Below are 20782 nucleotides of genomic sequence, written 5' to 3' on the forward strand. Positions count from 1 at the left end.
TTCACTTACCTCCCACTGCTGGGGCAAATACAGCCGATTGGTAGCCGGAAACATCCAGCACTTGCGCCGCCACCCGCTCCATGACCGCACTGACCGGGTTTGCCAACACCACCAGCAAGGGCACGGCTGCCAGCAACCACAACACCGCCACCATGCTCAGCCCAAAGGCCGGAATCGTCTCCGTTATCACCGGGTCAGCCGCATCTGGCTTAGCCTTGACCTTGTAAAACAACACCGAACCACTCCGCGCCAAGGCAATCAGCAACAGCATACTGCCCAGCAACACCGTTGCCAACACAACCCAATGCCACGGATGCGGCAAAGCTGCCTGCAAAATCCACACCTTACCAAAGAAGCCAGATAACGGCGGCAAACCCACTGCTGCCATTGCCGCCAACAAGAACACCCCACCCAAGAGCTGGTAATGCGGCATCTGCATTCCGGGGTCAAAGCGGTCGGCATAATCGCCACGCCCGCGCACGATCAAATCAGCCAACAGGAACATACCCCCCGCCAGCAAGGTAGAATGCACCAAGTAATACAGCCCCGCCGCCAGTGCCGCCTGCGACTGCAAACCCACCGCAATCAGCAAAGTCGCCACCGACGCCAATACCAGATAGGCCACCTGCACCCGCAATTGGAAAGCCGCCATCACGCCCAATGCTGCCAGCAACAGCGTCACCAGACCCAGCCCCAGCAACCACGGCGCATAGAAATACGCCAGATTACCCGCCTCCGCTCCAAACACCGTGCCATGCACACGGATAATCGCGTACACCCCGACCTTGGTCATCACCGCAAACAACGCCGCCACCGGTGCTGAAGTATTTGCATACGCCGCAGGCAACCACAAATACAGCGGGAACAGCGCCGCCTTCAGCCCGAACACCACCAACAACAGCAAGCCCGCCGCCATCACCAAGCCTTCACGTTTTGCTGGTAATGCCGCCACTTTGACCGCCATATCCGCGATATTCAGCGTCCCCAGCGCCCCGTACAATGCCCCTAGTGCAAACAGGAACACCGTCGAACCCACCAGATTCACCACCACGTAATGCAGCCCCGCCACCGTGCGTTTTGCCCCACCGCCATGCAACAACAGGCTATAGGACGCCAGCAGCAACACCTCAAAAAACACGAACAGGTTAAACGCATCACCGGTCAGAAATGCCCCGTTCAAGCCGAACAATTGCATCTGAAACAGCACATGAAAATGGCGGCCTTGCGCATCGGTTTCCGTAACAATCGCATACCACAGCGCCCCGACTGCCAACACTGCCGTCACCAGCAACATCAACGCAGCGAGCTGGTCGAATACCAGCACTATCCCGAAAGGTGCAGACCAATTCCCCAGTACATACACCTGCCGTTGCCCCGACAATGACGCATCAAACAGCAACACCGCCAGCATCAGCAAGGCAAACCCGGCACCGAAACTCACCATGCGCTGCACTTTCACCCCCAGCGGGCGCAGCAACAACAATACGATCCCCGCCAGCAATGGCAACAAGATCGGCAAAATGGGTAAATGCATCATGAATCCACCTCGCCATCCACATGGTCACTGCCAGTTTCCCCGCGTGCTTTCAGCGCCAGTACAATTGCAAACGCCGTCATCCCAAACGCAATCACAATCGCGGTCAGCACCAAGGCTTGCGGCAACGGGTCAGCGTAAACCGTTGCATCCGGGCGGATCACCGCAGGCACACCAATCGCCAAACGCCCCATCGCAAACAAAAACAGGTTAGTCGCATACGACAACAAGGTCAGCCCCATCACCACCGGAAACGTACTGGCACGTAACACCAGATACACCCCGCAAGCCACCAAAACCCCGATACTCAAGGCAATCAACAATTCCATCATGCACCTTCCTTCGGGATTGACGCACCCACACGGCTCAACTTGCCCAGTTCCACCAGAATCATCACGGTTGCCCCAACGACCACCAGAAACACCCCGGTATCAAAGAACATCGCACTCGCCAGCTCAAAATCACCCACCAGCGGCCAATGCACATGCGTAAAGGCCGATGTTAAAAACGGATAACCCAGCGCCATTGCCACCAAGCCGGTTCCTGCTGCCACCAGCAAACCGCCTGCCAACCACTGATGCATATCGAAACGCAAGCGTTGCGCCGTCCAAGCAATGCCGTTCGCCAGATTTTGCAACACAATCGCCAACGCCGCGATCAACCCGGCAATAAAGCCCCCGCCCGGCAAGTTATGCCCGCGCAAGAACACATACACCGCCACCATCAACATCAACGGGAATAAAATGCGGCTAAACATCTGCAAAATGAACGGATTAGCCTCAGCAGACCACGCCCGCCCGCCACTATCTTCTGTGGGCACATACAGCTTAATCTGTTGCAATAAGGCAAAAATCCCCAGCCCTGCCAAAGCCAACACCGCGATTTCACCCAAGGTATCAAAGCCCCGGAAGTCCACCAGAATCACGTTCACCACATTCTTGCCGCCACCGCCCGGCACGCTATTGGCAAGGAAATAATCTGCCAGCGGTGTTGCGGTGTCGCGCGTCATTACCGCCAACGCCAGCAGCGCAGCGCCCAGCCCCAACGCCCCCGCCAGCAAACCATCGCGCCACTTGCGCCATACCGAGCTAATCCTGGGGGTGTATTGCGGCAAAAAATACAGCGCCAGCATCAGCAATACCACTGTGACGATTTCCACTGACAATTGCGTCAACGCCAAATCCGGCGCGGAAAATTTCACAAAAGCCAACGACACCACTAAACCCACCGCCCCCAGTACCACAAGCGCAACCAAACGTTCGCGATGCAATACCACGCTCAACAGGCTTGCCAGTATCAGGGTCGACCCCACGGCAAGGCTTACCCCATCCAACGGCAACAATTCGCGCCCACCCAGCAAAGGTGCGGTGCTGGACAAGAAACCCGCCAACCCCGCCAGCAAGGTAAATCCCAATACCCAGAACAGCACATCCTGCAAACTTCCCCGGTCAAACCACTGGGTCACAAAACGGGCGAAGGCTTGCAGATTTTCCAGCATCCAATCATACACATGCCGCAACTGCTGACCTTTCACCCGCTCTTCATACAAAGTAAACAACGGCTGACGTACCACATACACCGCCACGCCACCCAATAAAGCGATGACACTCATCAATAACGGCACATTCAGCCCATGCCAAACAGCCAAACTGTATTCAGGGGGCGGTGCTTGCAACGTTCCTTGCACGGCAACTGCCAACAACGGCGCGACCGTGAACATTGGCAACATCCCCACCGCCAAGCACAACACCACCAATACATCGACCGGAATACGCATAAAACGCGGCGGCTCGTGTGGTGTTTTCGGCAAATTGATCGGCTCACCGTTGAAAAACACGTCATGGATGAAACGCAGCGAATATGCCACCGAAAACACCCCAGCCAACGTCGCCAATGCCGGAATCACCCACGCCCACATAGACGTATTCGATGCCACTACGGCTTGATCAAAAAACATTTCCTTACTCAGGAAACCGTTCAACAGAGGCACACCCGCCATCGCCGCCGATGCAATCATCGCCAGCACCGCCGTATGCGGCATGTATTTGAGCAAGCCATTGATACGCCGCATATCCCGCGAGCCGGTTTCATGGTCAATAATCCCCGCCACCATGAACAGTGATGCTTTAAACGTCGCGTGGTTAATGATATGGAAGAGCGCCGCCACCGCTGCCAACTCCGTCCCCAAGCCAAACAGCAAGGTAATCAAACCCAGATGGCTGATGGTGGAATACGCCAGCAAACCCTTCAAATCGTGCTGGAACAACGCTGTATACGCCCCGATCAGCAATGTCAACATCCCCACCGAACCGATCAGCCAAGACCATTCCGGCGTACCCGACAACACCGGGAAAAACCGCGCCAACAGGAAAATCCCCGCCTTGACCATCGTGGCAGAGTGCAAATAAGCAGAAACAGGAGTGGGTGCTGCCATCGCATTTGGCAGCCAGAAATGGAAGGGAAATTGTGCCGATTTAGTAAAGACCCCCAGCGCAATCAGCACCAGCGTCGGCAAATACCAAGAATGTGCGCGGATTTGATCCCCCGCCAGCAGCACATCAGACAGGTTATAACTACCCGCCATTTGCCCCAGCAACAAAATACCCGCCAGCAAGGCCAGACCGCCGCCACCCGTTACCGCCAACGCCATCCGCGCCCCTTGCCGCGCATCCGAGCGATGTGTCCAATAGCTGATCAACAGGAAAGAACTCAGGGAAGTCATTTCCCAAAACACCATCAATTGCAACAGGTTTTCAGAGAGCACCACGCCCAGCATCGACCCCATGAACAGCAACAGATAGGCGAAAAAGCGCCCCATCGAATCTTTCGCGGAAAGGTAATAACGAGCGTAGAGAATAACCAACAGACCAATGACCAGAATCATCAGCGCGAATAAAGCACCCAAACCATCCAGTCGGAAAGCCAGATCCAGCCCCATAGCCGGTAGCCATGCCCATGATTGAATAAGGGTCTCGCCCGCAAAAACCGCCACCAGAGAAGGCAACAGCGCCAACAACGCCAACAACGTCACCAACCCGGCGAGCCATGCGGAAGCCACCCGGTGAAAATGTGCTGCCCATACTGTCAATCCCGCACCCATCAAAGGCAACAGCACTGCCAACGGCAGGTTTATGCTTGAAAAATCCATGCAACACCATCGCAACAAGACCGGCTAGAACCCGGCAAACGCCGCCATTCTAACCCAACTCAACGATGGAATACGGATTTACGTCATACAAACCGGATTAATTGCCTAACCCCGATGACAACGCAACAACTTCGACCCGCTCGCTATCCGTCAGCATCAGCCACGCGCGGAGCTTGGGCAACGCAGCAATGGCAGGCAGTTGTAAATAACCTTGTACCTGCTCGATACCTTCCTGCTTTTTGGCTGCCCAGCCCGCTTCACCGTCGCCTTTTTTGGCGTATTTCAGCTCGATCAAATGCTGGTGCTTGACCGCAAACGGGCTGCGCTCCAATAACATGACATCGGGGTATTTCCTGCCCATTTCGCGTTCGCTCTGGATGAAGTAAATCGGAAACTGGTACAGCAACGTCAATAGCAGGGTTTTGATGTGCTTTTCATCCAGCTTGATCAGGTCGCGGTTGGAAAGCCCTTCCAACACCCGCTGCATTTCCACCGCCAAGGGCTGCAAATCACCTTGTAAAGCCAGCGTTTCAATGGCGACAGCCAACGTCTGGTTGGGTAAGGTCAGTTGGTTGCGCTGTTCCAGCTCCACTTTGAAATATTGGAAATACAGCTCGCGGATAACATGGTTGGGGATGGCAAAACGGGTCTGGGTCATGGTTTCGCCACTGATCGTCACAAACCCCATGTAGGCCAACAGGCTGATGAAATCGTTACGGTCAAAATGTTTATCCAGCTCAAATTTGCGTTGCTGCACTGCCAGCACTTCGTCACTGTTGATCAGGTCATCCAGCACCTGATAATTGGCTTCGCGGTCGCCAATCTGGAACAAGGCCATGATTTTGCGGTAATCGGAGGCGATATTATCGTCCAGCATTCGCTTGGGGTAGGCGCATTTGTCGCGATCAAAGTTCTTGGCGAAATACAGCACCATATCCGAGTTAAATACGGTTTCGGTTCCATCCGGGTGGAAACGGTAGCCGTTATACCAATCCGTAACATCCACCATTATCACTGCCGTTTCCAGCTTGCACTGCTCTGCCAAAGGTTGCAGCAACCCCTGTGTCTCAGCATGGGTAAAGCCCATCGCGGCGTTAAAATCAGCCTTGATGGAAAGGTTTTCCGCGATATTGAAACCACTGGTGAGGCTATCCAACATCAAGGGCGTAACCCCGGTGATGAACAGGCGATCTAATACACCGGTCATGGTGGCACTTTTTAGCACTTCATAAAAGCTGCGTACAAAACCGCCTTTGCCCATAATGGTTTGAAACAGTGCACGGTCTTCTGCCAGTAAGGTATTGGCAAAATGGTCATATTCGTCGATCAGCAGCAGGATTTTTTGATCCGCTATTTTCACTGCTTCAAAGAAAATACGGATTTTTTCTTCAGAAGTGGTTTTTTGTGTGATATGGGCAAACACCTCAGGCGCGTAGCCATAACGGTGTAAAAAACTCCCTATGCTGGCATTGACTGAAGCTGTAAAACCGTTATGTACCCGCTCAGCGGTAGCAGTGGCAATCCCGCTGAAATCCATCAGCAACACCTGATAAGCATTTTTCAGTGAGGTAGGCTGTTGCCCGATGTAGAGCTTGCCAAACAGCGCATCAAATTCATCGGCACGGCTAACATCGTAGTAATGCGCCAGCATCGACACAAACAGGCTTTTGCCGAAACGGCGCGGGCGCAGCAGGAAGTGGTAGCTGCCAGTGTTTTCCAATTGCGCGATGTATGCCGTCTTGTCAATGTAGACGTAGCCGCCGCTGATGACTTTTTTGAAATTGCTCTCGCCGTAGGGGAGTTTCTGGTTCATGCCGCTGCCTCGTAACCGATGGATTCCCCAGAACTATAGCACAACGCGCCTCCCTAACCCGCTGGGAGGGTGTCGCAAAAACCACGAAGAAAATCCCCCTCGATCCCCCTTTTTCAAAGGGGGAGGCCGGAGTCACTTCGTAAAACCAACCAATGCTACCTCTTACCCCCTCCTTTGAAAAAGGAGGGGCTGGGGGAGGATTTTCTCCCCGACGGTAAAGGGAAAAGGGTTAATTAGTCCTGGCTGAACGCAATACACGAAAACCCACAGTGATGTTACGGTTGGCAGTGAAGCTCCTGAGACGCGCGGAGGAACGCAACCACACAGGTTTGGAGCTCCACGAACCACCGCGCAACACCCGCATACCCTCCTCATTTTTAGGCTCTATACAACGGCTTTCACTGCCATCAAAATCTGTTTTCCATTCCGAACATGTCCATTCCCAGATATTGCCCGCCGTGTCATACAGCCCGAAAGCATTAGGGGCAAAACTGCCTATTGGTGCTACATACTTGCCACCCCATTGCTCATCGCAACCATCACAGTTCGCTTTGCCTTTTGCAGCATATTGATCACCCCACCAGTAAGGCGTATCCGTTCCGGCACGGGCAACATATTCCCATTCAGCTTCCGTTGGCAGGCGGTACTGGTACTTGCCTTCCGTTTTTGTACCCAACCATTGCAAGTAGGCATTGGCATCGTTCCACGACACATAAGTAACGGCACGTTGCCCGCGTTCGTTCTTGCTGGGTTCACCGTTCGGGTATTTCAGGTCTTTTTGTGTACTTTGCTGCTGCCAGACGTAGTAATCATACTGTTCATAAGTCACTTCATACTTGCCAATGAAAAAAGGCTGTGGAATCGTGGCATTGGTTGCGGGATAGCCAAAATTTTGTTGTACATACTGCCCTGAGTCTTTCAGCACTTTATTTGCCATTTCACCAAACTCTTTGTCGTACTCTCCTACCCGGAATTCACCAGCGGGCGGCTGGATTTCTTTTTCCAGCATTTCAGGCAACGGCTCATCTAACCAGCCCAAGTTCATCAGGCGAAATTTCTGCAAGGTCAGCAGGTAGGATGGCGGTAAGCTGTTATCCAGCGTCCACAGGTAGGATTGCCCGACGAAGCCCAGCAGCAACGCCATTACCCCGCCTTGCAGCCATGCCATGCGTTCGCTTTGGCGCAGGAAACGCCCTTCCAATGTGGCCTTGCCGGGACGCACCTTGCGGTAGTGCCTGATGTCAGACCAACCCGCCAAATGCCACCACCGCCCGAACCAGCCGCTGGCTTGCCATGTCGCAGCCTGTTCCTTCAATTGGTCGCGGTAAAATAGCCTGTCACGGTTTTTGTCGATGTAGTTGTAGAGCGTTTCCCAATAGCCAACCAGTTTGCCGCCCTTGTCCGTTTTGTCTACCGGGCGGGCGCGGATCAGGGTTTCGTGGATCAGGTCAACGTATTTGCCTTCGTATTTGGGTTCACGGTAAGCACCCGTGGTGACATCCCACGTACCCGCCTCATCGTCCTTTTTCTCACCAACGGTAGTGATCAAGCGCGAACTGCCATTGCCGCCTTCAACCCGCTTGCCCGCCAAATAGTCGATGATTTTCTGCCCGCGTGCCTCGTCCTCCTCACCCGCAATCTGCCGCGCTTTCAACAGCGGGATACGTTCGCGGGTGTGGTTGCCCTGCGGGTTGATGCGGGTCAGGTGCAACAACAGTTCCAACGCCCCTTCGCGGCCTTTGGGAATGTCTTTTTCCTTGTCCAGCCGTTCCAGCAGGGCATCGGCTTGCATCCCCAATAAACCAATCAGTTTGCCTTGGCTGCGGTACAACTCGTAGCTGAGACGATTGCCTTTGCGGTGTTTCCACAAGTAATACAGCGCATTTTCCACCAGTGGCAATGCGCCGGGTTCGTTTTCGGTGTCGCTTAAAATGGCGCTGGTGATTTCGCTGGCATCCAGCCCCGCCAAGCGGGCGGGTTGTTCGATGACCTGGCGGATACCGTCTTGTGACAGGGTTTTCAGCAGGTAGCGTTTGCACTGGTCGTTGTAGCGTTCTGACAATTTGCCCAAACGCTCAAAGCCATCCAGAAAGTCGATACGCACGGTGCTGATCAAAAATAGCGGGCAAGTGCTATCCGCCAGCGCGTAGGCAAGCTGGGCATCAAACTGGCGCTTCTCGGTTTCTTCGGCAAAGGTAAACAATTCCTCGAACTGATCAACCACCAGCAGGAAAGCAGTATCCGCCTGTTTGCGGTCACCTAACCTGTAAGCTAGAACACGCTGGTCAGCTTCCATTTTGGTTTGCAACCCCAGCGAACCATCCTTATCAATATCAGGGAAAGCATGTACCAGAGCCTCCGCCAACTGTCTGAGCGGTTGCTTACCCGGCATCATCGGGCCAATGATTTGCCACTTTTCGTAGCCAGTCCGCGCCCACAATGCGCCTTGCTGAATCAGCGGCAACATCCCAGCATTCACCAGCGACGACTTGCCTGCGCCGCTGTTGCCTTCGATTTGCAGCCAGCGGCAGTATTGGGTGTCGATATGGATATTGTTTGGGTTGCTGTCGCGTTGCGTGCCGAGGAATTTGAGGGCTTCCAGTGTCTCCTTGCGCCGCCCGAAAAACAGCCTGGCATCTTGTTGCTGGAACGCACCCAAACCAAGGTATGGGCAACCATCGAAGCTATTGCTGTCATCCAGCAGTTCGGCCTTGTCACGGATAGCCTGAATGAGCGTGTCAGGCAAGGCTTGGTCTGCTTGCCAACGCTGGATCTGGAACAGGCTTAAAAACGGTGGCAGGTTGTGCAAGTCACCTTCCGGCAACAAGATGGGGAAAATCGGCAGGCGCAAAGCATCATCGTGCGGGGAAAGGTTGCGACCCAAGGCATACTGCACTTCCGCCCCCACCCAACGCCGCACACCTTCATGACCATAGAGCAGCACGAAAGCAGAACAATCTTTCAACGCGGTTTGCAGGCACTCCATCCAGTTATCGCCCGCACGGATGGAGTCTTCGTCACGAAAAACCGTGAATCCAGCTTTTTCCAGTTCGGTACGCAAAGCAATCGCCGCTTCCAGATTGGTGCGGCTATAACTGAGGAAAATTTGTGCGTTCGGCGGGGTTGTACTCATGCCCGATCTCCAAGCCCATAGGAATAGCAAGGATTATGGCACAAAAATACTCGTCAAAACCGGGATTCGCAGAACTCAAAGTTCACATCGCTTCGCCCAGCCTTACCTGCTGGTAATCATCACCCTGCATCTCATTCAGCCGACTCAGCGCCCGCTGGAACTCAAAACGCAACTTGTGCCCCTGATACAGGTTTTCCAGTGAAATCGTGGTAGAGAAAATAAACTGCACATTGCGGTCGTACAGCTCATCAATCAGATTGAGAAAACGCCGCGCTGCTGATTCATTGTCCTCAGTCAGCACATGCAAACCTGACAGCACAATGTAATCAAAGCGTTCCGCCAACTCGATGTAATCGCGGGTAGAGCGGGCAGTTTCACACAAGGTCTGGAAATCAAACCACACAATGTTTTCAGACAAGCGATGGGTAGGCAAGGTACGCCCCTGCACCTCAATGTCTTGACCGATTTCGATAGCGCCTGTCGCCAATTCAGCGAAACATTTTTCCAGCTCGTGCTCCACCAGTACGGCGTCATCGTCTTCGAGGAAACTGTCGTGACTAGCCTGTTTCAACATGCGGTAGTCAATATTGTTGTCCAGCTCCACCACATGGGTGTGCTTTTTCAACAAGGCAATGGCAGGCAGGAAGCGTTCGCGCTGCAAGCCATTCAAATACAAATCATCAGGTGGACGATTGGAAGTCGTCACGATGGTAATACCGTGCTTGCACATTGCATCCAGCAAGCCGTGCAGCAACATTGCATCGACAATATCCATGACATGGAATTCGTCGATACACAGTAAACGCACATCCTTTGCCAATTCCACGGCCACCGCTTCCAACGGATTACGGTGACGTGACAATTTTTTCAGCTCTTCGTGAATGAAGAACATGAAATGGTGGTAATGCATCCGACGTTTTTCCACCAGCGGAATGCGGGCGTAAAACATATCCATCAGCCAAGTCTTGCCGCGCCCGACGCCACCCCACAGGTAAGCGCCGCGCACTGGATCAATCGAAACGTCATGCCGCTGCTTGGAAAAAACCGCTAAAAAACCGCGTGAGCGCGCAACAGGCGCTTTTTCACGTGGTTTAAGCAGTCCGTTCCAGACTTCCTGCAATACCTGAATGCCTTCCAGTTGGGCTGGATCTTTCTGGATCGCACCCTCCTTAATGGCATCGTGATAATGCTTCAGTAATGGCATAACGTTTCCTTCCTTCATGATTCAACAATTCCTAATGCAGTATTCACTAATTCTTGTTGCTGTGCAGCATGTACTTTAGCGCTCCCTACCGCTGGTGAAGCAGATGCTGGGCGACTGGATACATCCAAGCGTGCCAAACCACCCAATACAAGACGCAAGGATGGCTGAATGCTTAACCATGCGCCCTGATTCAATGGCTCTTCCTGACACCAGACATTCACCGCAATATTCGGGTAACGGTCGAGCAGCGCGTTCATATCCGCTTCGGGGAAGGGGTACAACTGTTCGATACGCACAATCGCCACATCCTCAAGGCCAGCATTGCGACGCTTTTCCAGCAAATCGTAATAAACCTTACCACTGCACATCACCAGACGTGTTACCGCCAAGGGGTCAAGCGCGTCAATTTCGTCGATAACATTCTGGAAGCCACGCTCGGTCAGGTCTTCCATGCTGTTCACCGCCAAGGGGTGGCGCAACAGGCTTTTCGGTGTCATCACGATCAACGGGGTGCGGTAATCACGCACCATCTGACGACGCAGCATGTGGAACGCCTGCGCTGGCGTACTAGGCACACACACCTGCATGTTATCTTGAGCACACAGCTGTAAGTAACGTTCCAAACGCGCGGAGGAGTGCTCTGGCCCCTGACCTTCATAACCGTGTGGCAGCAACATAACCAAGCCGCACAACAAGCCCCATTTCTGTTCGCCGGAGCTGATGAACTGGTCGATAACCACTTGCGCACAGTTGGCGAAGTCACCGAATTGCGCTTCCCAAATGGTCATCATATTGGCTTCGGTGGTGGCATAACCGTATTCAAATGCCAGTACCGCCTCTTCTGACAGCAACGAGTCGATCACCACAAACGGCAGTTGCGCTGGGGAAAGGTTTTGCAAGGGCACGTAAGTTTCACCGGTTTCCTGCTCATGGAATACCGCGTGGCGATGGAAGAACGTACCACGCCCGCAGTCTTCACCCGACAAACGAATGGGGTAGCCTTCCTTGATCAGGGTTGCGTAAGCTAGGTTTTCGCAGAAGCCCCAATCCATAGGCTGTTCGCCTGCTGCCATTTTTTTACGGTCAGCAACGATACGCGCCACGCGGGAATTGAGTTGGAAACCTTCCGGTACGATGGTCAGCTTTTCACCCAGTTCGCGCACTGTCTCAGCACTAACGCTAGTATCCGCAGGCATATCCCACGCACCGCCGACAAAGCGTTTCCATTTGACCGGGTGGGGGTTTTCCACTTTGCCTTTTTCCAGCAAATGCGGCACGGTGGGTGCGCCTTCAGTCAGTTGCTGGCGGCAACGTTGCACACGTTCCTGCGAGGCTTCCGCACTGATAACGCCCTCAGCAATCAGTTGCTGGGCGTAGCGTTCGCGGGTGGTTGGCATGGAACGAATTTTGCGGTACATCACCGGCTGGGTGGCGGATGGCTCATCGGCTTCGTTGTGACCGTGGCGGCGGTAGCACACCAGATCAATCACCACATCCTTGTCGAACTTGGCGCGGTAATCGAAGGCCAGTTTGGTCACTAACACCACCGCTTCCGGGTCATCGCCGTTGACGTGGAAAACCGGGGAGTCGACCATTTTGGCAATGTCGGTACAGTAGAAGGTGGAACGTGCATCGGAGGCTGCACTGGTGGTAAAACCGACCTGATTATTGATGACGATGTGAATCGTGCCATAGGTGCGGTAGCCACGGGTTTCCACCATTTGTAGCATTTCCATGTTGACACCCTGCCCTGCGAACGCCGCATCGCCGTGCAACACCACCGGGATAATCTTGTCACCACCCGCGTCGTCCCAACGGTCTTGGCGGGCGCGTACAGCACCTTGCACCACCGGGCCAACAATTTCCAGATGTGAAGGGTTGAAGGCCATCGCCACATGAACTGCGCCGCCCGGCGTCATCATATCGGAGGCGTAACCCATGTGGTATTTCACATCACCTGTGCGCCCGGTGTAGGAATATTTGCCTTCAAACTCGCCAAACAACATGCCTGGCGCTTTGCCCAATACATTGACCAGCACATTCAGACGCCCACGGTGTGCCATGCCGATGACCATTTCCTGCGCCCCCAGCGTGCCACCGTGCTGGATCAGGGTGTTCAACATGGGGATCAGGCTTTCGCCGCCTTCCAGTGAGAAACGTTTCTGCCCGACGTAATTGGTGTGCAGGTAACGTTCCAGACCTTCGGCAGCGGTGAGGCGGTCGAGGATTTCGAGCTTCTCATCATGGGTGTAAGCAGTCGTGGAACGCACCGTTTCCAGACGTTGCTGAATCCAGCGTTTCTGTTCGGTGTTGGTAATGTGCATGTATTGCACCCCAACATGCCCGCAATAGGTCTGTTCCAGTTGCGCCAGAATGTCGCGCAACGTCATTTGGTCAGAGGAAAACAGGGAACCGGTATTAAAGGTCGTCCCCAGATCAGCTTCGCTCAATGAGTGATACGCCAGCGTCAGTTCTTTGACGAATGCCGGGGTATTTTCATCCAGCGGATTGGTTTTGGCGTGGAAGTGACCGAGGAAGCGGTAAGCGTTGATGAGCTGCAATACTTTGACTTGCTTGCGCTCGTGTTCCAGATCAGCGCTATTATTCGCCGCCGGAGCAGCATGGGCTTGCGGCTTGGCGGCGTAAGCGCGGAAATAATCTTTCACCAGTGAGTGGCGAGCGTCACGGTCTTGCCCGTTGACCTGTGGCAATGCATCAAAATAGTGCTGCCAACTGGCGGGGATGGAGTCTGGCTCCTGCAAATAGCGTTCGTACATTTCTTCGAGGTACAACACGCTGTTACCGTCCAATTGCGTATCGACATTCCAGGCCGTAACCTGCCCTGCTCCTTTGTTCATGTGATAAACCTACATTGATGGTAAATATCAAACATTCATGACTTGACGCACCGCAGCAAAGTAGTGCATTGTCGACACATTGGTGTCGCAAGTGGGCTTATCACCCACTATTTCAGGTCAAAAACAGTCATTTCTTGGTTATAGTGTCGACATTATAACTTCAAAGTGTCAACAATGTCAGGATGTTTTTCTTGAAAAAGCGCTATTTCAAGGTATTATTGTCAACATAACGCATAAGATGTCGACAACTTGAGGTAGCACCATGGCCTTTCTGACAGCCTGCAAATTGCAGGATCCGGTAACGATTGCAGACAAGTTATTCATAGATCTGCGACGTGCCATTCTGGAGGGAGAGATTCCCGCCGGAAAAAAGATTAGTGAGCCAGAGCTGGCAGCAGCGTATGGCGTGAGTCGAGGTTCCCTGCGGGAAGCCATCGGCAAACTGGAAAATTGCAATTTAGTGACGCGCAAGCCCAATATTGGTGCACGCATCATTGGTTTTTCCACAGAACAACTGGTGGAAATTTACCAAATACGTGAAGCAGCGGAAGGTATGGCTGCGCGACTGGCAGCGGAGAACATGACGGAAGAAGAAGTGGTGCGCCTGCGTAAGATTCTGGAGCAACACAAAGCGGAAATCGCCCAACATCAAAGCTACTCACAGCACGATGTGGATCTGGATTTTCACTTTTCCATCATTCAAGGCAGCAAGAACAAACGTCTGATCCGCATGTTATGTCAGGATTTGTATGATTTGGTGCGGTTTTACCGCTTCCGTATCCAGTCCGGCTTTAGCCGCAGCGAACAGGCATTTCAGGAACACAACCTGATCGTGTCCGCCATTGAACGGCGCGACGGGGAAATGGCGGAAACTTTGATGCGTCATCACATCCGTGCTTCGCGGGACTATGCCTGCAAGCTACTGGAACAGATGCCACATTCGGAAGGCTGACCGCCCACGACATTTCTATCAACGGGGATTATTCATGAAGACCGCGAACAAACGACCACTTTCACCCCATTTGCAGGTGTACAAACCACAAATCACCTCGGTGCTATCCATCCTGCACCGGGTAACGGGTGCGGCACTGGCTGTCGGCACGTTGCTGGTGGTGTACTGGCTTGCTGCGATTGCCGGGGGCGAAGAATCTTTTAACACTGCCAATGCGATCTTCGGCTCGTGGTTGGGGCAGTTGATGTTGTTTGGCTGGTCATGGGCGCTGTTTTATCACCTTGCCAACGGCATCCGCCACCTAGTCTGGGATGCTGGCTTTGGCTTTGAACTACCCACGGTTTACCTTGGCGGTAAAATTACCGTTGCGGCATCCTTCGTACTCACTATCCTGCTTTGGCTTGTTGCCTGAACCCTGTTGAGGAATTGCTACACATGAGTTTATTGACACCTTTCAAACGCGCCAGCGGCCTGGGTACAACCAGTGACGGGGTAAAACATTGGTGGATGCAACGGGTAACAGCGGTGGCGCTGGTTCCCCTGACCCTGTGGGTCGTATTTGCCGTCGCCGCGCATTCTGGCGATGATTACGCCACTGTCGCGGCGTGGTTCGCCCAACCATTCACCACCACCATGCTCACCCTGTTCGTGTTTACCACGTTCCTTCATGCCATTCAGGGGCTGACGGTGATCATTGAAGATTATATCCATCATGAAGGCTACAAGATTGCTGCCATGATCGGAATGAAACTGGTGCTGGTGTTGTTGGGAACCAGTAGTGTTTTGAGTATTTTACGCGTCGCTTTCGCAGGCTGATGACAGAAGAGGTTGATTACACAATGACTGAGTACAAAATTGAACATCACACCTACGATGTCGTGGTCGTGGGTGCGGGTGGTGCGGGCTTGCGTGCCACCTTCGGGATGGCGGTAAAAGGCTTATCAACAGCCTGTATTACCAAAGTATTCCCAACGCGTAGCCATACCGTCGCAGCACAAGGCGGCATGTCCGCCGCGCTCGGCAATATGGGGCCGGATAAATGGCAATGGCATATGTACGACACCGTAAAAGGCTCGGACTGGCTGGGCGACCAAGATGCCATCGAATACATGTGCCGCGAAGCGATTCCGGCGGTCATCGAACTGGAACATCAGGGCGTGCCGTTTTCGCGTACTGAGGAAGGCCGTATTTACCAACGTCCGTTTGGCGGCATGACCACTGAATTCGGCAAAGGCATTGCTCACCGTACTTGCGCGGCGGCTGACCGTACCGGGCACGCGATTTTGCATACCCTGTACCAGCAATCGCTGCGTCACGATGCGGTATTCTTCATCGAGCATTTCGCGACCGACCTGATCATGGATGAGGAAGGCGTCTGCCGTGGGGTACTGGCGTGGGATCTGGCGAATGGTGTCCTGCGTATCTTCCGTGCGCAAAAAGTCGTACTGGCAACCGGCGGTTACGGTCGTGCCTACTTCTCTGCTACCTCAGCACACACCTGTACGGGTGACGGTAACGGCATGGTAACCCGCGCTGGCCTGCCCTTACAGGACATGGAATTCACCCAGTTCCACCCAACCGGTATCTACGGCTCCGGTTGTTTGATCACTGAAGGCGTGCGCGGTGAAGGTGGCTACCTGACCAATTCCCAAGGCGAACGTTTCATGGAACGTTACGCACCGAATGCCAAAGACCTTGCCTCACGTGACGTAGTAAGCCGCGCCATGACCATCGAAATCAACGAAGGCCGGGGCGTGGGCAAGGAAACCGACCACATCCACTTGCACCTGGAACATTTAGGGCCGGAAGTTATCCACGAACGCCTGCCGGGTATCGCCGAAAGTGCGCGTATCTTTGCTGGCGTTGATGTCACCAAAGAGCCAATCCCAGTATTGCCGACAGTGCATTACAATATGGGCGGCATCCCCACCAATTATCACGGCGAAGTCGTGACCCTGAAAGATGGCGAACCGGATTCTGTGGTTCCCGGCCTGATGGCGATTGGTGAATGTGCTTGCGTATCGGTTCACGGCGCGAACCGTCTGGGTTCCAACTCCTTGCTGGACATCGTGGTCTTCGGGCGTGCAGCAGCCAACCGTTGCGCTGAAACCTTGACCGCAGGCGCAACTCAGCAAGAATTGCCTGAATCTGGCGTACAAAAAGCCCTCGACCGTTTCAAGCGCATCCACACTGCTGACGGCAGCAAATCCACCGCCGACATCCGCGATGCTATGCAGCGCACCATGCAAAAACACGCAGCGGTCTTCCGTACCGGCGAGTCCATGCAAGAAGGTGTCGCGAAAATGAATGAGATTTACGCCAGCTTCAACGATGTTGCCGTCAAGGATCGTGGTCTGGTGTGGAATTCCGACCTGATGGAAACCTTCGAGCTTGCCAACCTGTTGGATTGCGCCCAGACCTCCATCAATTGCGCCCTCAACCGCGAAGAAAGCCGTGGTGCTCATGCCCGTGAAGACTTCCCGGAACGCGATGATGCTGGCTGGATGAAACACTCCATCTCTTGGGTGGATGAAGCTGGCAAAGTCTCCATCGACTATCGCCCCGTCCACACGTACACGTTGACGGATGAAATCGAATACATCGCGCCGAAGAAACGGGTCTACTAAAGGAGCATCGTTATGGCTGAATTTACCTTACCTGCCAACTCGGTCGTGAAACCGGGCAAAACGTGGCCTGCGCCTACTGGTGCAACCCGCGTGAAAAATTTCCGAGTCTACCGTTATGACCCGGATAGCGGCGAAAACCCGCGTTGGGACACTTACCAGATCGACCTCGACCAATGCGGGCCGATGGTGCTGGACGTGCTGCTGAAGATCAAAAACGAGATTGACCCATCCCTGACCTTCCGCCGCTCGTGCCGTGAAGGGATTTGTGGTTCGTGCTCGATGAATATCGGCGGTACCAACACACTGGCGTGCGTCAAGGCGATTGACGCTTTCGACGGCGATGTCACCATCAGCCCACTGCCGCACATGGAAGTGGTGAAAGATCTGGTGCCTGACCTGACGCATTTCTATGCGCAATACGCCTCGATCAAACCGTGGCTACAGACGCAAACTCCTGCCCCACCGGATCGTGAACGCCTGCAATCGCCGGAAGACCGCAAGAAACTGGATGGGCACTACGAGTGCATCCTGTGTGCTTGTTGCTCCACCTCTTGCCCAAGCTATTGGTGGAACAGTGACCGTTATCTGGGGCCTGCGGTGCTGTTGCAAGCCAACCGCTGGGTGGTGGACAGCCGTGATGAAGCCACGGGCGAACGGCTCGACAATCTGGAAGACCCGTTCCGTTTGTACCGTTGCCACACTATCATGAACTGCACCAACACTTGCCCGAAGGGTTTGAACCCGGCGAAGTCCATTGCCGAACTCAAGAAAAAGATGATCGAACGTAGATGATATGAGTGAACTTTCCCGACTGAAAATGCGCTCCCGGCGCGGTCTGAAGGAATTGGATGTGGTGCTCCAGCATTATCTGGAACACCACTACCCAAGCGCCAGCCCGACAGACATCCAGCGGCTGGATGAATTGCTGGATCTGCAAGACCCCTTGCTGTTCGGAATGCTGCTGGGGATGGATCCCGTGCCAGAGGCTTACACAGCGTTGATCAACACGCTGAGGCAGGCGCATGACTGACGCCCACCAAGCGGAACGGTTAGTACGCTTGCGATGGGCCTGTCGGCGCACCTTACAGGTACTGGATCAGCCCTTGGGTGAATTCCTGCGCGAATGCTTTCAGGATCTGGATATGGGCGAACAATTCGCGTTCGAGCGTTTATTGAAATCCAGGGATCAGGAAATTCTCGACTGGTTAATTGGCAATCGCCAGCCCAGAGATGCCGGCATTTGCGCTATTATCGGGAAAATACGCCAACACAATGATCTGACCGCCGGAGAGTAACCCATGCCTGACTTGCACGACCTGTCCCCTAGCGCTGCTTATACCTTGTTACAAAACACCCCACGTAGCGTACTGATTGATATCCGTTCTTCGATGGAATACTTGTTTGTCGGGCACCCGGTCGGTTCCGTGCATATTCCGTGGATTGATGAGCCGGACTGGGAAGAAAACCCCCATTTCGCCAAAGACGTGCAAAGTTTACTCCAAAACCGTTTCAAAGACGGTACACCTCCGCAGGATGCAGCCGTCATCCTGATTTGTCGCAGTGGCAAACGCTCGCGTGAAGCCGCAACAGCGTTGCTGGCAGCAGGTTTCCAACAAGTCATGCACATCGACGAAGGCTTTGAAGGCGAGCGCGATGACAACCATCACCGAGGCACATTAGGCGGATGGCGTTTTCATGGCTTACCTTGGGAACAGTGCTGATACCCCTTAACCGGGGTTTATTCTGTCGATAGTCTTGACATCCTCCCCTCCCTGAAGGAAGGGGATTCCTACTGCATTCAGCTAGATAGTGTCTGACCGAAAAAGCCTTCCTGCCGCCACGAGTGCCCAATTTTAGTCCATGCAGCCGTTTTCCCCGCCACCTTCTGGCAAGCACGAGGGTAAAACGCTGGGTTTCAAGGCATGGCTGGCAGCGCAGGCTTGCCTTCGGTGCAGGGGCTGCCCTGCCTTCCCGGCATTTTCCCTCATCGGTCGGCGTTGTGGGGTGGTTCAGGCGGCTTGGCGCTGTCGTCGGCGTTCATCCTTCTGCAAGGCCTCCAACGCCCTGGCCTGTAAAATGGCCCCGACCTTTTGCAGGTTCCTGCCCACCACCGCCAGTGCCACATAGCGCTTGAAGCGTTCCAGCCCCCGGTCGGGGCAATAGTCCAGCCCATGGACTTCCAGTGCGTTGATGCCGGATTCCACCGCTGAGTGCTGGCGTCTGGCCTGGACAAACGCCGGGTCGGTTTCACGGGCAGTGTCCGCCTGGCTCCAGCGGCCCTTTTTCGGCAACACCACCCGGTCGAGCAGTTCGGCCAGTTCGCGCTGGTTTGCCGGTGAGTGGAACCCCTTGTCAAAGCTGCACGCGCTCAGGGAGGGGAACAGCGCTTTGGCTTGCTTAACCATGGTCACGGCAATCTCACTGTCGGGGCAGTGTTGCATCACTTGGTGGTGGAGGATGAAGCCGTCAGCCGATTCCATCACGCACACGTTCAGGCCCAGCTCCACCGGCACACCGGCTTTGCCCTTGCTGAGCCATTCGCTGTAATCCTCGAAGAGGGAGAAGATCTTGTCGCCGTGGGGGATGGTTTCCCCGTCCAGCACCCGCCGCCGCACCAGGTCAACCTGATGCCACCCGTACCCCAGCCAGCGCTGGAGGTCGTTGCCCGACCGGCTGTCCAGCAGGCTGAGGGGCAGGTCAGCCACCGTTTCCTCCACTTTCGACAACAGCGCGGCGCACAGGCCCAGGTAGGTGTGGTGGGCGTCACGGATGGCCTGTTGCCGGGTGGCCTGCTTGTCCGGGTCTTGGGAGCTGGAGTGCTTGAGCTTCTGCGCATGACGGCAGGCTTTCTTCACCTGGCGGAGATTGTACTGCCATTGCCGCCAGCGGCTGTCGCCGTGCCCTTCACACCAATCGGCCACCGTGCGCACCGAACAACGCACCGCGTCGTACAACAGGTTGATGTCGGTCGGGTAGTGGATGTTGCTTTCCACCACGAAGGAGTCACAACGGGCGCTCAGCGGCGCGGCTTTTTTTTCAGCAGCTTGTGACCGGCCTCCACCACCAACTGGTTGATGCGTTGCAGGCTGGCTTCGTCCACCAGAGCGGCGTTGTCCTTGACCGTTTGCAGCTTGTACTCATCGTCATCATCCCAGAAACCATGCCCCAGCATCTGACGGATGCTGCGGTGCTGGTTCGCCATCTCCAGCAGCCGGTCATAGTCCCAGTTCAGGTTCACCCGCAATGTCGCCAGCACCAGCGCATTCCACAGATCCATGCCGGGGCGTCCACGGCTGGCGTCCACCTCCGCCGGAACCCGCTTTTCCAGCACCGCAAACACCGCCTCACGCAGTTCGTCTGTCACATAAATGTATTGCAGCCCTTGCAACACCTGCGGGATGTCGTCCCGCGAACGTGGGTTGAAGGTCAGCCTGCCGATGTCAGCGTGACCCAGGCGAAGTTGGCGGGCGATCACTTCACGCATCGTGTGTCTCCTGCGAAGTTTGGCGGATG

The 20782-nt window shown here is 54.5% G+C and carries 16 protein-coding genes; 8 read left to right on the plus strand and 8 right to left on the minus strand.

The features are described 5' to 3' along the window. Position 1 precedes the first annotated feature (1 nt). The 7 genes from J9253_RS07975 to J9253_RS08005 form a co-directional block, all read right to left on the minus strand. On the minus strand, positions 2 to 1537 hold the full coding sequence (locus J9253_RS07975) for a monovalent cation/H+ antiporter subunit D (protein WP_210224080.1): 1536 nt from the start codon (positions 1535 to 1537) through the stop codon (positions 2 to 4). Next, on the minus strand, positions 1534 to 1863 hold the full coding sequence (locus J9253_RS07980) for a Na+/H+ antiporter subunit C (protein ID WP_028487803.1): 330 nt from the start codon (positions 1861 to 1863) through the stop codon (positions 1534 to 1536). Before J9253_RS07980 ends, J9253_RS07975 begins: the two co-directional genes overlap by 4 nt. Beyond that, a complete protein-coding gene (locus J9253_RS07985; protein ID WP_210224081.1) occupies positions 1863 to 4682 on the minus strand; it encodes a monovalent cation/H+ antiporter subunit A in 2820 nt (939 codons plus the stop codon). The genes J9253_RS07980 and J9253_RS07985 overlap by 1 nt, the downstream gene beginning before the upstream one ends. 97 nt (positions 4683 to 4779) lie before the next feature. Next, positions 4780 to 6495, minus strand: coding sequence for an AAA family ATPase (locus tag J9253_RS07990; protein ID WP_210224082.1), 1716 nt, complete (start codon positions 6493 to 6495; stop codon positions 4780 to 4782). Positions 6496 to 6724: 229 nt separating this feature from the next. Beyond that, positions 6725 to 9628 (minus strand): nSTAND1 domain-containing NTPase, encoded by a 2904-nt coding sequence (locus tag J9253_RS07995; RefSeq protein ID WP_210224083.1) that lies wholly within the window; start codon positions 9626 to 9628, stop codon positions 6725 to 6727. Between the two features lie 82 nt (positions 9629 to 9710). Beyond that, positions 9711 to 10832 (minus strand): cell division protein ZapE, encoded by a 1122-nt coding sequence (gene zapE, locus J9253_RS08000; protein WP_210224084.1) that lies wholly within the window; start codon positions 10830 to 10832, stop codon positions 9711 to 9713. A gap of 14 nt (positions 10833 to 10846) precedes the next feature. Further along, positions 10847 to 13690, minus strand: a complete 2844-nt coding sequence (locus J9253_RS08005; RefSeq protein ID WP_210224085.1) for a 2-oxoglutarate dehydrogenase E1 component — start codon at positions 13688 to 13690, stop codon at positions 10847 to 10849. A 262-nt stretch (positions 13691 to 13952) separates the two neighbouring features. Here J9253_RS08005 and J9253_RS08010 point away from each other — a divergent pair, with 262 nt between their 5' ends. The 8 genes from J9253_RS08010 to J9253_RS08045 are packed head-to-tail and all read left to right on the plus strand — an operon-like array spanning position 13953 to position 18990. Continuing rightward, the gene (locus J9253_RS08010) at positions 13953 to 14642 is read left to right on the plus strand and encodes a GntR family transcriptional regulator (protein ID WP_210224086.1); all 690 of its coding nucleotides are present in this window, start codon (positions 13953 to 13955) and stop codon (positions 14640 to 14642) included. 34 nt (positions 14643 to 14676) lie between these two features. After that, entirely contained in the window at positions 14677 to 15054 is a 378-nt protein-coding gene (sdhC, locus tag J9253_RS08015; RefSeq protein ID WP_210224087.1) for a succinate dehydrogenase, cytochrome b556 subunit, read from the plus strand. A gap of 23 nt (positions 15055 to 15077) precedes the next feature. Further along, the gene (gene sdhD / locus J9253_RS08020; protein ID WP_210224088.1) at positions 15078 to 15458 is read left to right on the plus strand and encodes a succinate dehydrogenase, hydrophobic membrane anchor protein; all 381 of its coding nucleotides are present in this window, start codon (positions 15078 to 15080) and stop codon (positions 15456 to 15458) included. A 23-nt stretch (positions 15459 to 15481) separates the two neighbouring features. Further along, positions 15482 to 17269 (plus strand): succinate dehydrogenase flavoprotein subunit, encoded by a 1788-nt coding sequence (gene sdhA, locus J9253_RS08025; protein ID WP_210224089.1) that lies wholly within the window; start codon positions 15482 to 15484, stop codon positions 17267 to 17269. A 12-nt stretch (positions 17270 to 17281) separates the two neighbouring features. Next, the gene (locus J9253_RS08030) at positions 17282 to 18061 is read left to right on the plus strand and encodes a succinate dehydrogenase iron-sulfur subunit (protein ID WP_210224090.1); all 780 of its coding nucleotides are present in this window, start codon (positions 17282 to 17284) and stop codon (positions 18059 to 18061) included. A gap of 1 nt (position 18062) precedes the next feature. Beyond that, on the plus strand, positions 18063 to 18299 hold the full coding sequence (locus J9253_RS08035; protein ID WP_210224091.1) for an FAD assembly factor SdhE: 237 nt from the start codon (positions 18063 to 18065) through the stop codon (positions 18297 to 18299). Then, on the plus strand, positions 18292 to 18564 hold the full coding sequence (locus J9253_RS08040) for an FAD assembly factor SdhE (RefSeq protein ID WP_210224092.1): 273 nt from the start codon (positions 18292 to 18294) through the stop codon (positions 18562 to 18564). The genes J9253_RS08035 and J9253_RS08040 overlap by 8 nt, the downstream gene beginning before the upstream one ends. Before the next feature lie 3 nt (positions 18565 to 18567). After that, positions 18568 to 18990 carry a rhodanese-like domain-containing protein gene (locus J9253_RS08045; RefSeq protein ID WP_210224093.1) on the plus strand — a complete coding sequence of 141 codons (423 nt, stop codon included), beginning with the start codon at positions 18568 to 18570 and terminating at the stop codon, positions 18988 to 18990. Positions 18991 to 19278: 288 nt separating this feature from the next. Here the strand turns inward: J9253_RS08045 and J9253_RS08050 are convergent. Beyond that, positions 19279 to 20753, minus strand: a protein-coding gene (locus J9253_RS08050; protein WP_228291448.1) for an ISNCY family transposase whose coding sequence is annotated in 2 segments (ribosomal slippage) — positions 19279 to 20300 and positions 20300 to 20753 — 1476 coding nt in all. Because the reading frame shifts where the segments join, the coding sequence is not laid out codon by codon here. Between the last annotated feature and the right edge of the window lie 29 nt (positions 20754 to 20782).

This window comes from Thiothrix litoralis (genome assembly GCF_017901135.1).
In the GTDB taxonomy this organism is placed as follows: Bacteria; Pseudomonadota; Gammaproteobacteria; order Thiotrichales; family Thiotrichaceae; genus Thiothrix; species Thiothrix litoralis.

What these genes read in the sequence shown, in the direction of transcription:
- J9253_RS07975 (WP_210224080.1), bottom strand. Translation starts at nt 1,537, where the DNA reads ATGATGCATTTACCCATTTTGCCGATCTTGTTGCCATTGCTGGCGGGG.
- J9253_RS07980 (WP_028487803.1), bottom strand. Translation starts at nt 1,863, where the DNA reads ATGGAATTGTTGATTGCCTTGAGTATCGGGGTTTTGGTGGCTTGCGGG.
- J9253_RS07985 (WP_210224081.1), bottom strand. Translation starts at nt 4,682, where the DNA reads ATGGATTTTTCAAGCATAAACCTGCCGTTGGCAGTGCTGTTGCCTTTG.
- J9253_RS07990 (WP_210224082.1), bottom strand. Translation starts at nt 6,495, where the DNA reads ATGAACCAGAAACTCCCCTACGGCGAGAGCAATTTCAAAAAAGTCATC.
- J9253_RS07995 (WP_210224083.1), bottom strand. Translation starts at nt 9,628, where the DNA reads ATGAGTACAACCCCGCCGAACGCACAAATTTTCCTCAGTTATAGCCGC.
- zapE (WP_210224084.1), bottom strand. Translation starts at nt 10,832, where the DNA reads ATGCCATTACTGAAGCATTATCACGATGCCATTAAGGAGGGTGCGATC.
- J9253_RS08005 (WP_210224085.1), bottom strand. Translation starts at nt 13,690, where the DNA reads ATGAACAAAGGAGCAGGGCAGGTTACGGCCTGGAATGTCGATACGCAA.
- J9253_RS08010 (WP_210224086.1), top strand. Translation starts at nt 13,953, where the DNA reads ATGGCCTTTCTGACAGCCTGCAAATTGCAGGATCCGGTAACGATTGCA.
- sdhC (WP_210224087.1), top strand. Translation starts at nt 14,677, where the DNA reads ATGAAGACCGCGAACAAACGACCACTTTCACCCCATTTGCAGGTGTAC.
- sdhD (WP_210224088.1), top strand. Translation starts at nt 15,078, where the DNA reads ATGAGTTTATTGACACCTTTCAAACGCGCCAGCGGCCTGGGTACAACC.
- sdhA (WP_210224089.1), top strand. Translation starts at nt 15,482, where the DNA reads ATGACTGAGTACAAAATTGAACATCACACCTACGATGTCGTGGTCGTG.
- J9253_RS08030 (WP_210224090.1), top strand. Translation starts at nt 17,282, where the DNA reads ATGGCTGAATTTACCTTACCTGCCAACTCGGTCGTGAAACCGGGCAAA.
- J9253_RS08035 (WP_210224091.1), top strand. Translation starts at nt 18,063, where the DNA reads ATGAGTGAACTTTCCCGACTGAAAATGCGCTCCCGGCGCGGTCTGAAG.
- J9253_RS08040 (WP_210224092.1), top strand. Translation starts at nt 18,292, where the DNA reads ATGACTGACGCCCACCAAGCGGAACGGTTAGTACGCTTGCGATGGGCC.
- J9253_RS08045 (WP_210224093.1), top strand. Translation starts at nt 18,568, where the DNA reads ATGCCTGACTTGCACGACCTGTCCCCTAGCGCTGCTTATACCTTGTTA.